12 protein-coding genes and 1 riboswitch are annotated in these 14,378 nt (G+C 43.6%); all 12 genes read right to left on the bottom strand.

The features are described 5' to 3' along the window. Positions 1–59: 59 nt before the first annotated feature. The 12 genes from M1E09_RS03295 to sufC all read right to left on the bottom strand — a co-directional run bounded on the left by M1E09_RS03295 (position 60) and on the right by sufC (position 14,093). On the bottom strand, positions 60–1,622 hold the full coding sequence (locus M1E09_RS03295) for a Na+/H+ antiporter NhaC family protein (RefSeq protein ID WP_456273464.1): 1,563 nt from the start codon (positions 1,620–1,622) through the stop codon (positions 60–62). 114 nt (positions 1,623–1,736) lie between these two features. Next, positions 1,737–1,929: riboswitch (Lysine riboswitch) on the bottom strand. Positions 1,930–2,033: 104 nt separating this feature from the next. Continuing rightward, positions 2,034–2,792 carry a sporulation protein YunB gene (gene yunB / locus M1E09_RS03290; RefSeq protein WP_456273463.1) on the bottom strand — a complete coding sequence of 253 codons (759 nt, stop codon included), beginning with the start codon at positions 2,790–2,792 and terminating at the stop codon, positions 2,034–2,036. 59 nt (positions 2,793–2,851) lie between these two features. Then, positions 2,852–3,964: an HD-GYP domain-containing protein gene (locus M1E09_RS03285; protein ID WP_456273462.1), complete on the bottom strand. Its 1,113-nt coding sequence runs from the start codon at positions 3,962–3,964 to the stop codon at positions 2,852–2,854. Between the two features lie 1,120 nt (positions 3,965–5,084). Continuing rightward, on the bottom strand, positions 5,085–5,384 hold the full coding sequence (locus M1E09_RS03280; protein WP_456274887.1) for a YunC family protein: 300 nt from the start codon (positions 5,382–5,384) through the stop codon (positions 5,085–5,087). Between the two features lie 64 nt (positions 5,385–5,448). Beyond that, complete coding sequence (locus M1E09_RS03275) at positions 5,449–6,819, bottom strand: bifunctional metallophosphatase/5'-nucleotidase (RefSeq protein ID WP_456273461.1); 1,371 nt, start codon at positions 6,817–6,819, stop codon at positions 5,449–5,451. Between the two features lie 54 nt (positions 6,820–6,873). Beyond that, positions 6,874–7,698: a sulfite exporter TauE/SafE family protein gene (locus M1E09_RS03270; RefSeq protein WP_456273460.1), complete on the bottom strand. Its 825-nt coding sequence runs from the start codon at positions 7,696–7,698 to the stop codon at positions 6,874–6,876. A gap of 67 nt (positions 7,699–7,765) precedes the next feature. Next, a complete protein-coding gene (locus M1E09_RS03265) occupies positions 7,766–8,608 on the bottom strand; it encodes a DUF72 domain-containing protein (protein WP_456273459.1) in 843 nt (280 codons plus the stop codon). Positions 8,609–8,891: 283 nt separating this feature from the next. Then, a complete protein-coding gene (sufB, locus tag M1E09_RS03260) occupies positions 8,892–10,289 on the bottom strand; it encodes a Fe-S cluster assembly protein SufB (protein ID WP_456273458.1) in 1,398 nt (465 codons plus the stop codon). A gap of 37 nt (positions 10,290–10,326) precedes the next feature. Further along, positions 10,327–10,761 (bottom strand): Fe-S cluster assembly sulfur transfer protein SufU, encoded by a 435-nt coding sequence (gene sufU, locus M1E09_RS03255; protein ID WP_456273457.1) that lies wholly within the window; start codon positions 10,759–10,761, stop codon positions 10,327–10,329. Beyond that, positions 10,751–11,980: a cysteine desulfurase gene (locus M1E09_RS03250; RefSeq protein WP_456273456.1), complete on the bottom strand. Its 1,230-nt coding sequence runs from the start codon at positions 11,978–11,980 to the stop codon at positions 10,751–10,753. The genes sufU and M1E09_RS03250 overlap by 11 nt, the downstream gene beginning before the upstream one ends. After that, the gene (sufD, locus tag M1E09_RS03245; RefSeq protein ID WP_456273455.1) at positions 11,980–13,290 is read right to left on the bottom strand and encodes a Fe-S cluster assembly protein SufD; all 1,311 of its coding nucleotides are present in this window, start codon (positions 13,288–13,290) and stop codon (positions 11,980–11,982) included. The genes M1E09_RS03250 and sufD overlap by 1 nt, the downstream gene beginning before the upstream one ends. Before the next feature lie 17 nt (positions 13,291–13,307). Further along, a complete protein-coding gene (gene sufC, locus M1E09_RS03240) occupies positions 13,308–14,093 on the bottom strand; it encodes a Fe-S cluster assembly ATPase SufC (protein WP_456273454.1) in 786 nt (261 codons plus the stop codon). Positions 14,094–14,378: the final 285 nt, after the last annotated feature.

Below are 14,378 nucleotides of genomic sequence, written 5' to 3'. Positions count from 1 at the left end.
TTCACCAAAAAAAGAGAGACAACATCGCATAACGAAGTTGTCTCTCCTCTTAATACTATTTAATGTGTTGCACTCACAGTTCTTTTCGCAATTACAGCAAACAGCACAAGCAGTATGATTGTAACAGCTAGTCCAACCAACGTGCTGCCAGTCAGTCCCAGTGCCAGGAAACCAACCGAAGCGATAACCGCTCCTGTGATGGCATAAGGAAGCTGGGTGATGACGTGGTCGATATGGTTGCTTCCTGCCCCTGTCGATGAAAGAATCGTTGTATCGGAAATCGGTGAACAATGATCACCGAACACAGATCCAGCAAGAACAGCTGCCATAGCAGGAAGAAGGATGCTCACGTCTGTAGCAGCAGCGATTTCCCCTGCAATTGGAAGCAGGATACCGAATGAACCCCAAGAAGTTCCTGTTGAGAACGCCATAACACCTGCTACAAGGAACAGGATTACCGGAAGCAGCCCGATGTTAAGGTTGGACTGTTCCACAAGTCCTGCCAGGTATTCTCCCGTTTGCAATGAACCAATCAATGTAACGATCGTCCAGGCAAACACGAGGATGTATACAGCTGGAAGCATGGATTTGATTCCTTCTGCAAAACCGGCTGCCAGAGCTTTACCTCCAATAGCTGAAGAAGAGGAATATTGTCTGAAGAAGAAAATCAATGCCGCTGCAAGGCCGATCAATCCTCCATACACTAATGAAGTGGCAACATCTGTATTTTCCAGGATGACCAGAAGTGAGGCATCTCCTTCGAGTGCATTATATCCTGTCCAAAGCATGGCCCCAACAGTTCCAGCGACCAATGCAGCGATAGGCCAGATCAAGTCTCCGACTGTCCCTTTTTCGCTAACCGGCAGGTCATTTTTAAGTTCACCGGGAATTTCCTTGTTTGGGTCATAAACTTCTCCAGTAGTCATCGCGCGCTGTTCGTGTTCGCGCATTTTCCCAAAGTCGATCCCTCTGTAAGAAGTAATGAATACAAGGCCGATTGCTGCCCATACGTAAAGATTCATAGGAACAATTTGAATAAATGCAGAAAATGCCGTATAGCCAGTGATGGCATGGTCCGCTAAAATTCCGCCGATAAGAGCAATGATAAAGGCTCCCCAGCTTGAAATGGGTGACACCACACAAATCGGTGCCGATGTCGAGTCGATGATATATGCCAGTTTGGCACGCGAAATTTTATGGCGGTCTGTTATCGGCCTTGAGACCTGCCCGACTGCCAAAGCATTAAAATAGTCATCGATAAAAATAATAATTCCCAATACTGCAGTTAAAATCTGTGCGCCGGCTCTTGTTTTCACACGCTTCATTGCCCATTCGCCAAACGCTCTGCTTCCACCGGAAATGTTGACAAAAGCAGTAATGACTCCAAGAAGCAGTAAAAATAAAATGATGTAGACGTTCCAGGTGTTCAGTTCCCCACCATCGACAAAGATGCCTTTAAATGCATCCCAGATGATTGAAACCGTTTCGCCAATAGAGAATTCTGCAAGAAGCAATGCCGCAGTGACAATGCCGACCCCAAGTGACAAAAGCACTCTTCTTGTCAGGATAACCATCAGGATGGCTAAAAGGGGTGGTAATAAAGAATAAATAGTGTTTTCCATTTTTCTCCTCCTATAAAGACAGGGAGGGAACAATCGAAAATGATAGAAGAAAATAAAAAAGGCAACAATAGAGAATCCTATCATTACCTTTTGTAATATAGTCATTTCTCCATCACGATCTGTAGCTCCCCATTATAATGGCTTCGACAGCCAAACAATGACAGTGTTACCCTTATTCAAGGTAACCCCAGCAGAAAAGATTCAGACCAATCTTCATCTGCTTCGGCACATATCCCCTTTCAACCAAGATCACAGTTGTCATCCTCACTTGGTTTAGTAATGAACAGGTGCAGCCTCTACCCCATCGGATTTAGATGATTGTAGTAAATATTCAATTTACTAAATTAATATATCAGCATTGCAAGGGGATGACAAGAAGAATTTTTTTCTTCTCCTGGATTTATGTCCAAACTAATTCAAAGGTACTTCAATCGAAGGAGCAGAATCACCCCCGCTGTTAAAAAATTGAGGTACTTCCCCTTCCATCAATCCCATTGCCACAAGGACATTCTGTTCGATGGTTTTCGTTTTTGTTGCGAAGGGAATAATGATTTGGACATTAACCTTGATGTGAATGTATACCTTCACAAGAGCATTATTAATTCCAAACTCTTCAACCTCCGTTATGACATCTGATTCCACATCACCGATAGCATTGAATCTCACCGGAATTTTAGGCCCTAAGTTACCTAAAAGAGCATTATTCGTTGCCTGCCCGATTGGAACAGAGAAGACGATCCCTTCGTCTCCTTCTGCTGCTTCATTCTCTATTTCCACTTCGGTCAGGAATTCGAGGTCTTTTAAATTTCCCCTTTCAGCCTCCTGCAAATTCAATTGTACAAGGTTTACAATCTCATTTTGGACACGGGTGATGATTTCTGTGTTAAATTGCCTGTATCCTCTGTCACCATCGGCCGAATCCGATTCCTGCGTTACTTCATTTATATCCATGACATTTGCAATTTTTTTACTGACCGCTTTATTAATAACCAAGGTTCCGATTCTGCTGGTCTGGGTCTCAGCGTAACTGACTAATGTAGGTTTTAACCCTTCATTGATAATCCACAAGCCTCCCGCAGTGGAAAACATAAAAAATACAAATGTTAATAAAAATACATATCGAAAAGGCAATGGTCCTCTTCGGGGTTTATATTTTTTATTTTTAATCAAAAAAATCCCCCCTTACAAGCTATATGTATGCTTGTAAGCAGAGGATTAACGCAAAAAATTTATTTAACTTCCAGCAGGCCTGCCTCATATTCCGGATCAAAATCAGTAATGAGAACATCAAGCCTGACAGCCAAATCCAAAGTATATGGCTGTTCAAGGTCCCCCTCCTTATCTGCAATGATACGGATTAGCGGCCTGTGTGTGAGACTTTTATTTTGTTTTTCAACGATTCCTCTGCGGCCGTCATTAAGGACGACAACCATGCCGTTCGGGTAAATGGCCACAGACTTCCGGAAAGCCTGAATGACGTTAGAATCAAAAAGGGTACCGGAACCTGCATAAAGGATTTCAAGAGCTTCGTGCGGCAGCATAGCCTCGCGATACACTCTATTGGAAGTCAAGGCATCAAACACATCGGCAACTGCGATGATTTTGGCATAGGGGTGTATTTCGTCTCCCTTTAGTCCGCGCGGATAACCGGACCCATCCAGACGCTCATGATGCTGAAAAGCGCAATGGGCAACCAGCAGCGAAACATTATGCAGCTGCCTGAGTATATCAAAACCATACTCTGAATGCTTTTGAACTTCCGTGAACTCATCATATGTAAGCTTGTCGGGTTTCATCAATATCTCTTCCGGGACTTTCATCTTTCCGATATCATGCAGGATGGCTCCAAGGCCAAGCATATCGAGTTGTTTAGGCGGCATCCCAAGTTCAATGCCAATCGCCAAAGTATACAGAGTGACATTGAAGGAATGATGAAATACATAAGAATCATAGGTAAACACATCTGTCAGCAAGGTTAATAAATCGTTGCTCCCTTTTATTTCTTTTAGAATCGTATCAACAACCTCTTTGAAGCTTGCAGCACTTTGCTCAAGAGCGACAATGTTATTGGTTATAGAATTCCCTTCTAAATGAGTAAAGGTAGAATCGATTTTATTAACAGCATCCTGCCTGACTTTTGCAGGAATGGAATCCGATGTTTCAATACCGGCAGATAAGCTGTCTTCAATATAAACATACTGGATATTTAAGTCGACCAGCCTTTGAATCATCCGTCCGGTCACGGAGACACCTGACTTAATCAGTGCCTGGCCGTTTCCATTATAGACAGTTGAAGCCATGGTCATTCCTGGTTTTAGAGTTTTGGTTGATATAAATCTCATCGAATTCTCCTATGCATGACCCATCATTTTTCGACAATTTTTAGTAATATCTTCATTATAAAGCATTTAAAGGTATTTTCAACCGAACTGATTTTGTTTTTGTGTGCATTCTTACTTTGATTAGCGAAAATGGTTCTTTATTCCCAGTTCGCTGTATTTTGTTTTTTTGTATGTCTGGTTGTCCCTTAAGACATTGGTCTTTATTTCTCCGTTATCTACCAGCTGGCTCTTTTTGTGGTTACGTAGATGGTCTATATTACCGGTTATACACCAGCTGCCTTTTTTCAAGCTGCGTAGATGGCTTTTATTCACTGGTTATACAACACCTGGCACATCCTGATAAACCCTAGATGGTCTTTAGGCCCCGGTTATCTACCAGCTGCCTCTTTTTCAAGCTGCATAGATGGCTTATATTCACTGGTTATACACCACCTGACACGTTTTGATAAACCCTAGATGGTCTTTTGGCCCCGGTTATCTACCAGCTGCCTCTTTTTCAAGTTGCGTAGATGACTTTTATCCACCGGTTATACACCACCTGGCACGTTCTGATAAACCCTAGATGGTCTTTTGGCCCCGGTTATCTACCAGCTGCCTCTTTTTCAAGCTGCGTAGATGGCTTATATTCACTGGTTATACACCACCTGACACGTTCTGATAAACCCTAGATGGTCTTTTGGCCCCGGTTATCTACCAGCTGCCTCTTTTTCAAGCTCCGTAGATGGCTTTTATCTACCGGTTATACAACACCTGGCACGTTCTGATAAACCCTAGATGGTCTTTTGGCCCCGGTTATCTACCAGCTGCCTCTTTTTCAAGTTGCGCAGATGGCCTATATCCACCGGTTATACAACACCTGGCACGTTCTGATAAACCCTAGATGGTCTTTAGGCCCCGGTTATCTACCAGCTACCTCTTTTTCAAGCTGCGTAGATGGCCTATATCCACAGTTATCCACCACCCAGCACTTTCTAATAAACCTTAGATGGTCTTTAGGCCCCGGTTATCCACCAGCTGCCTCCTTAGATTCTGCCATCCGAATCCAATTACTCCTTCATATCCCTTAATGACCTTCACCAGCCAACAAAAAAAGCCTGAACCAATGTCCAGGCCTTTTACCTTATATCATTTTAAGCAGAGCGTCTCTGCCGGTCATCCCCGGGGTAATGCCTCTTTGTTCGGCTTCATGGGTGACAGATTCAAGCGGCGCTTCAATCAGCTGCTCTATTGTTTTTACTCCTACTGCTCTGCCGGCGATAATCTTCCTGTCTTTGAGCTTTGCGTTCAGCAAACCTACATCCAGGGCACCGCACATTATATATCCTTTATCACTGGTTACGACAAGCAGATTGGTTTTGGGAAGCTGGACAGAAACCGCAAGAAAAGTGTGGCCGTCGATCTCCACAGGGGAAAGATTCATCACTGTCAATCCTCTCCTTTCAACTCCTATTTTATGAGAAGAAGGGAGAAGAGGTGACAGCGTGTCAGGCTTTAATGTGCTTTAACTTCCAGGACAGCACATCTCTCAGGAATTCAGGCATGTAATAATGCTTTTCTGCCCGTTGAAGTTCCGGGAAGAAATGGCCGAATGTAAACATATCGGTCGTTGCCAGCTTATAAGTCTGCTGTGAATTAATCTCGGCATTGTTTATAAAAATATGCTGAACATCTTTTCCAAAAGAAATATTGCTGTAGATAAAATCACCCATCACTTTCCCGCGGAATCCCAGTCCTTTTACCTGAAGATGGTGCAGCTTTTCGTCACGTGTAGCTTTAATAACTTCCTTTAATTCCGATCCTTTCAATTCAATGACACATGGATTGATGGGATGCGGCAGGATTCGATGCAAGTCAAAGCGGGTGACCGGCCCTTCCTTTAACCCTTCTAATACCAAACCGGAATTAATAAAAGCGCAGTCCGCTTCCTTACACCATTCGAGCAGCCCATCACAGAGAATTTGAGGCAGAGCTGAAGGCATAAACCAATCCGCTTCCAAGCTCGTATTTAGTTCGGCAACTGTTTCATTTAACAAGGCTCGCCCCTTGGTGTGCCAGCCCCGGATCTGTTCCTCTTCATTTGGGGAAGCCGGAAGATGATCCTGTTCATAAAGCTGTGCCTTTCGTGAAGTAACCGTTTTTGTTTCCGTATCAAACTCCAGAATGATATGCCCAACATAGTGGCCATGCTTCCCTGCAGCCCCCATCAAAGTTCCGTTCATCTCCTTGCCTTCATGAAAGATATGATGGGTATGGGCACCCAGGATAATGTCCACATTGGGAAATTGGTCCGCTATCCACTCATCATCCCTTATGCCAAGATGGGAAAGCAGGATAATCATATCCGTCTTATCAGAAAGCTCTTCAAGGCTTTTAGCCAACTGGTCAATCGGAGATACGATGTTCCACCCCAGCGGTTTATAAAAAGGAGTAAAAGGAGCTGTTAATCCCAGTACTCCAACCCTTACGCCTGCTTTCGTCACATATATATGATGAGGCTTAGCCCATAATGGGATTTCTCCTTCCTCTGTATAAAGGTTTGCCAGCAGGATATCGAATCCCGCTTCTCCATATAAGTCATTCAATTCATCGTAGGAGAACGTAATACCTTCGTTATTGCCTATTGTAACGGCATCATAGCCGACCTCATTCAGCAGTTGCACATTCCCTTTCCCCAGCGTGCCTTCAGAAAATGGGTGCCATCGGTCAACGTGGTCGCCTATATCAAATAAAAAAACTTCATCCTTTTCATCAAGATGCCATTGCTTTCTTACCTTAAGAAAATCCCGAATTCTTGGCCAGTTTTCAAAGTGGCTGTGCAAGTCATTCGTATGATAAATATGCATTGTTTCTTTCACTCTTTCACCTTCTTCCATTTTAAAAGCGCAAGCGCCTCATTCTTAGCATCAATTTCAACCGGTCAACCCCTGATAAACAAGCCTGATGCCGATCAATACCAGGATAATTCTCAGAATGTTAACCAAGGCAGCGGATTGAAGCCTTGAGTTTAAATAAGCACCCGCTTTCGCTCCGAACCAGGCACCCGGAATGATCGCCAGAGCGTAAAGCCAATTAACATTATCTAAATAGATATGTGTCGCTGAACTGACCAATGCCGATAAAAACACCATGAACATTGACGTTGCCACTGCCACATGCGGTGGAAAAAGAAAAATCAATATCATCGCCGGCACCATCAGCGAACCGCCGCCGATTCCGAATAATCCTGAAGTAAATCCCACGATAAAAGCGATCGCCACTCCCAGGATGGGAGGAAAACCATATGTATAAGATCTGCCTTGTGAATCAGTGAAGCTTCTTTGATATCTGCTCTCTTTGAAAGCCTCTATGGGTTTGATCTTATTTCTGATCATCAAAACGACCGAAACCATAATCATAAAAACCCCGAAGTACATATTAAATGAATCCATATCAAAAGATTTATTTACCAGGGCACCAATGATGGAACCCGGACCTGCCCCGGCAAAAAACAACAAACCGCTCTTGTAATCAACCGTCTTATGCTTAACATAAGAGAGAGTTGAGGAAAGGCCGGTAAAAATCATAATCACCAAAGAAGTACCGACAGCAACCTGAGGGCCTAAATCCTCAAGGAGACTTGTATATCCCCCAAAGAAAACCAATGCAGGGACGATGATCACGCCGCCGCCAAGGCCGACCAATGAACCAAGCGCACCTGCAAAAAGGCCGATCAGCACTAAAAGTATCCACTCCATCTTGTCATCTCCAAATCATGAATATACCGCCTTTTTAAATAGCAGCAAAGTTTAAAAACAGCCTATTTCAAAATAGGTCCAGTTGTCTGGGTGCAAGGTTTTCATACTGGATGTCAAGCAAATCTAAAAACTGTTTTGCATTATCCGCTGCATCCCCGCCGGAATTATTATTGAATACAATATAGATATCTTCTGTTTGTTCTTTTAAAGAAAGCAGCTTTTCTTTCCATTCCAACAGCTCTTTCTCATTATAACGGTATAAGTAGCGAACCTCCCGCCAGTTGTCTCCATTGGGCTTCTGCCAGCCATGAACATTCCTTCCGTGAAACCTGATCAACGTCATGTCCTCCCGAGTAGCTTGAAGTACCGTTGGAACAGATCCTTCTCCTGACTGGGGTTCATCACAAATACTATGTATCCAGCCTTCTTCTTTCATAAAGGAAAGAGTTCTCTCTTTGTATTGCGGGTAAAACCACGACTGATGCCTGAATTCCAATGCAAGCGGCAAATCTGCCAAGTTTTTTTTACAGTAACGCAAATAGTCTACATTTTCTTTCCTGCAGTCAAACCATGGCGGAAACTGCAGAAGCACCATTCCCAGCTTGTTAGCTTCCAGATAGGGTGCCAAGGAATCCCGATATGCTTGAAACATTGCCTCTTTGTTTTCAAACGGGATGTCTCCGCGGCTATGCCCGGTCATCCCCTGATAGGCTTTCACAATGAACTGAAATTCTGACGGCGTCTCTTTTACCCATTTTTCTGCATTTCTAAGCGGCTGGACAGCATAAAAAGTCGAGTCCACTTCAACAATGGGAAAGTGGGCTGAGTACTCTTTCAGCTTATCCTTTTGTGATGTAGTGTTATACAGCGAATCATGGTCTCCCCAGCCAGTCAAGCCGATATATATCAAAAACAGCACCCCGTTTCTACTGTCATTTACTTTAACATACCACTGATTGCGAGGATTGGGCAAACGCCTTGCACAATTGGGGTGCGCTTCTGGAGTGGCTCTTGGATATCAGCGGAATTCCGGGTGTTATCGGCGGTATTTCGAGATCTATCGGCGGAAATCATCGTTTTATCGGCGCTTTCCAGCTTCTTATCGGCCATTCGACAAATCCCGGGGTGTGACAGTCACCACCCGAATGCCACAAAAAAATCCCGCATGCGTAATACATGCGGGATTTGCTTTATTAACCGATTGAACCTTCCATTTCGAACTTGATCAGACGGTTCATTTCAACCGCGTACTCCATAGGAAGTTCTTTTGTGAACGGCTCGATGAAGCCCATTACGATCATTTCTGTCGCTTCTTCTTCAGAAATACCGCGGCTCATCAAGTAGAATAACTGCTCTTCAGATACTTTCGAAACTTTCGCTTCGTGCTCCAATGAAATGTTGTCATTAAGGATTTCATTGTAAGGAATTGTATCAGAAGTGGACTGGTTATCCATGATCAGCGTGTCACACTCGATGTTTGAACGTGCTCCTTCAGCTTTGCGCCCAAAATGAACGATTCCGCGGTATGTTACTTTACCGCCTTGTTTGGAAATCGATTTTGAAACGATTGTAGAAGAAGTATTTGGTGCAAGGTGAGTCATTTTCGCCCCTGCATCCTGATGCTGGCCTTTACCTGCCAATGCGATTGACAAAGTCATGCCTCTGGCGCCTTCACCCTTAAGGATAACTGCAGGGTATTTCATCGTCAGCTTACTTCCGATGTTACCGTCAACCCATTCCATTGTAGCGTTCGCTTCACAAACGGCACGCTTCGTAACAAGGTTGTATACGTTGTTCGCCCAGTTCTGGATCGTTGTATAACGGCAATATGCATCTTTTTTGATGATGATCTCAACAACCGCTGAGTGAAGGGAATTTGTTGTATAAACAGGAGCTGTACAACCTTCTACATAGTGTACGCTTGCTCCTTCATCAACGATGATCAGCGTTCGTTCAAATTGTCCCATGTTTTCAGAGTTAATACGGAAATACGCTTGAAGAGGCGTTTCAACTTTAACTCCTTTAGGTACATAGATGAAAGATCCGCCTGACCAAACAGCTGAATTCAATGCAGAAAACTTGTTATCCGTTGCCGGAATCACTTTTGCCCAATGCTCACGGAAGATGTCTTCATTCTCGCGAAGAGCTGAATCTGTATCTTTGAATACGATCCCCTGAGCTTCCAAATCCTCTTGCATGTTATGATAAACAACTTCGGATTCATACTGAGCAGAAACACCGGCAAGATATTTTTGTTCAGCTTCAGGGATCCCAAGCTTATCAAATGTTTGTTTAATTTCTTCAGGAACCTCATCCCAAGAACGCTCTGATTTTTCAGAAGGCTTAACATAGTAAGTAATTTCATCAAAATTCAAAGCTGCCAAGTCTCCGCCCCATTGCGGCATTGGCATGTTATAGAAATGTTCCAATGATTTCAAACGAAAATCAAGCATCCATTGCGGCTCATCTTTCATGCGTGAAATCTCTTCTACGATTTCACGTGTAAGGCCGCGTTTTGAACGGAAAATTGATACGTCTTTGTCAGAGAAACCGTATTTATAATCTCCGATCTCAGGCATTTTTTTCGCCATGTTGATTCCTCCATTCTAGTGTGAGTCTCGGTCGGGGTTATTCCCCTTCTTTGACTCCTTTTTCCATCGCCTTCCAAGCAAGTGTGGCACATTTGATACGCGCCGGAAATTTCGCCACCCCTTGAAGAGCTTCTATATCACCAAGGTCGATATCCTCATCATATTCTTTCCCTTGCATCATATTCGAGAAAACTTCAGAAAGCTTTAATGCTGTTTCAATATCCTTGCCGATGATGATTTGAGTCATCATAGACGCGGAAGCCATAGAAATCGAGCAGCCTTCTCCGTCGAATTTGGCATCTGTCACTTTCCCATCTTCCACTTTCATGTTGAGATGGATACGGTCGCCGCAGGTAGGGTTGTTCATATCTACCGTGAAGCTGCCGTCTTCAAGCGAGCCTTTATTGCGAGGGTTCTTATAATGATCCATAATCACCTGTCTGTACAATTGATCTAAATTGTTAAAAGACATCGCTGAAATACTCCTTTGTTTTCACTAGTCCTGCAACAAGCTTGTCAATATCTTCTTCTGTATTGTAAATGTAAAAGCTTGCACGAGCTGTAGCTGACACTTCAAGCCATTTCATCAGCGGCTGGGCACAATGATGGCCAGCGCGGACAGCTATTCCCTCGGCATCCAGAACCGTTGCCACATCATGCGGGTGGACGTCATCAATATTGAAGGTAACAAGGCCGGCACGTTTAGACGGATCTTTGGTGCCGTATATAGCCATCCCCTCAACCTCTGACATCTTTTCCATCGCATAAGCAGCTAAGTGATGTTCATGCTTTTCGATATGTTCCATACCGATTTCTTCAAGAAAATCGATCGCCGCTCCAAGTCCGATAGCTCCTGCGATGATAGGGGTACCGCCTTCAAACTTCCAAGGAAGCTCTTTCCAAGTCGATTCATACATACCGACAAAGTCGATCATTTCACCGCCGAATTCAACCGGTTCCATATTTTCAAGCAGATGTTTCTTCCCGTATAGAACACCGATCCCTGTAGGGCCAGCCATTTTATGGCCGGAGAAAGCGAAGAAGTCGCAGTCAAGATCTTTCACATCCACTTTCATGTGGGGAGCTGCCTGGGCACCGTCGACCATCATTATAGCACCATTTTCATGGGCGATTTTTGTAATCTCTTTAATTGGGTTCATCGTTCCCAATACATTAGAGACTTTCATGATCGATACGATTTTTGTGTTAGATGTCACTGTGTTCCTAACAGCTTCCACTGAAATCGTCCCGTCTTCCTGAAGAGGTACGTATTTAAGCGTCGCACCCGTTTCTTTTGCGAGCTGCTGCCATGGAATGATGTTACTGTGATGTTCCATATGGGAAATCACAATTTCATCACCCTCGCTGACATTCGCTCTTCCATAACTTGCAGCAACCGTATTGATTGCTGTCGTCGTCCCGCGGGTAAAGATGATTTCCTCAATTGAATCAGCGTTGATGAACTTGCGGACCTTTTCCCTGGCACCTTCATATCCATCTGTAGCTCTTGTTCCAAGAGTATGGACACCACGATGCACATTGGAATTGTATTCCCGATAGTACTTATCGATGGCTTCAATCACCTGCACAGGTTTTTGTGAAGTTGCAGCACTGTCGAGATAAACTAGCGGATGTCCGTTGACTTCCTGGTTGAGAATCGGAAAGTATTTACGAATCTCTTTGGCATTCATTAATTTACTTTCCTTTCGATGACCTCTACCAGCTGCTTTTTAACTCCTTCAATCGGAAGTTGATTTACAACTGGTGCAAGGAATCCGTGGATGACTAATCTTTCGGCTTCTTTTTGCGGGATCCCGCGGCTCATTAGATAGTAAAGCTGCAAAGGATCAACGCGGCCGACAGATGCGGCATGTCCTGCCGTAACATCATCTTCATCAATCAACAGGATTGGGTTGGCATCTCCGCGTGCTTTTTCACTCAGCATAAGAACGCGTGATTCCTGTTCAGCATTTGATTTGGATGCACCATGTTCGATTTTGCCGATACCATTGAAGATGGAGGAAGCTTCATCTTTCATGACACCATGTTTAAGGATATATCCTTCAGAATTCTTTCCGAAGTGTACGACTTTTGTCGTGAAGTTTTGTTTTTGTTTTCCGCGGCCGACCACAACGGTTTTCGTATCAGCATAAGAACCGTCACCCATCAGGTTGGTTACATTTTCCGAGATAGTATTCCCGTCGTTCATCAAACCAAGAGCCCAGTCGATGCGGGCATCTCTTGCAGCGGTTCCTCTGCGGTTTACATAAGTCGTAATTCCGCTTGAAAGGGTATCAACCGCTCCGTATGTTACTTTCGCATTGTTGTTTGCAAATACTTCAGTAACGATATTGTAGATCCCTTCTTCCACATCTACAGTGGATACATAGTTCTCTACATAGGTTACAGAACTGTTATCATCCGCTACAACGAGCACATGGTTGAATAATGTAGTGTCAGCGTTATCTTGAACATAAACGGCTTGAATCGGCTGCTCCACTTCTACATTTTTAGGAACGTATAAGAATGCGCCTCCGTTAACCAATGCAGCATGAAGGGCAGTCAACTTATGTTCGTCAACCTTAACGCCTTCCTTCATGAAGTATTTCTGGACCAATTCACCATGCTCTTTTACTGCTGTCAGGATATCTGTAAAAATAACACCTTTGTCCTTCAATTCCTGAGAAAGTGTCAAGAATGCCGGAGTATTGTTCCGCTGAACATATAAGTTGTTATTTTCGTTGTCTTTATCGATCAAAGCCTGCGCAGCTTCAGGAAGCTCGCCTAAATTTTCATAAGGCTTGCTTTCTACTGTATGCTGCTTGAACTCTGTGAAATTCCACTTGGTGATCTTTGTTTTATCTGGTTTAGGAAGCTCCAATTCACCAGCTTTAGCCAAAGCCTGGTTACGAAGGCCTGAAAACCATTCCGGCTCTCCAAGACCTTTCGAAAAGGAGTCCAAATATTCCTTTTCTACTGGTAGTTTCGTTTCTACAGTCATATTAATCCCCCTAACACTTACGCTTCTTGGCCGACAGTTTCGTCTTTGATACCTAGCTCTTCTTTGATCCAGTCATAACCTTCAGACTCGAGGCGCTTCGCAAGCTCAGGTCCGCCTGATTTGACTACGCGGCCTTGCATCATAACGTGTACTTTATCTGGTGTAATGTAGTTAAGCAGGCGCTGATAGTGGGTAATGATTAAGCATCCGAAATCTTCACCGCGCATTTTGTTGATCCCTTTAGATACGATTTTCAATGCATCGATATCCAAACCGGAGTCAATTTCATCAAGGATTGCAATCTTAGGTTGAAGCATCATCAATTGAAGAATCTCGTTACGCTTCTTCTCACCGCCGGAGAACCCTTCATTAAGGTAACGCTGAGCCATATCCGGATCCATTTCAAGCTCTTCCATGTTTGAATCCATTGTACGGATGAATTTCATCAAAGAAATTTCTTGTCCTTCTTCACGGCGGCTGTTGATTGCAGAACGCAAGAAGTCTGCATTTGTAACCCCGCTGATTTCACTTGGATACTGCATTGCAAGGAACAGGCCTACGCGCGCGCGCTCATCCACTTCCATTTCAAGGACATCTTCACCGTCAAACGTGATGCTGCCTTTTGTTACTTCATATTTCGGGTGTCCCATGATCGCTGAGGATAAAGTCGATTTACCCGTTCCGTTTGGACCCATTACTGCGTGGATTTCTCCACCTTTGATTTCAAGGTTTACACCTTTTAATATTTCTTTACCTTCAATCTCAACATGAAGGTCTGTAATTGTTAGAGTTGAACCTGCCATTATTTATACCTCCGTGACTTTATAAGAAAGTTTTAGTAACCATTCTCAATTTATTCTCATTCCAATCTTATAACAAATAAAAGTTATAAGCAACTGTTTGAGCCGAGTGCCAAAAGTCGGTAACTGCATATATTTTGACCCTTTATATTGTTTGCTTCCGCTGCTCTATTCATGTAAAAATATATACCCTTCCTTTTAAGGCACACGTAAACTTCTTGAATAGTGTCTACTTGAATTAGAGTAACAAACAAACTGCAATCAGTAAACATAAAGAAAAACCAGTGT

It is taken from the genome of Bacillus sp. AK031, from assembly GCF_053903065.1.
Note: the sequence above shows the minus strand (reverse complement) of the source record. Positions and strands in the feature narration are given on the sequence as shown.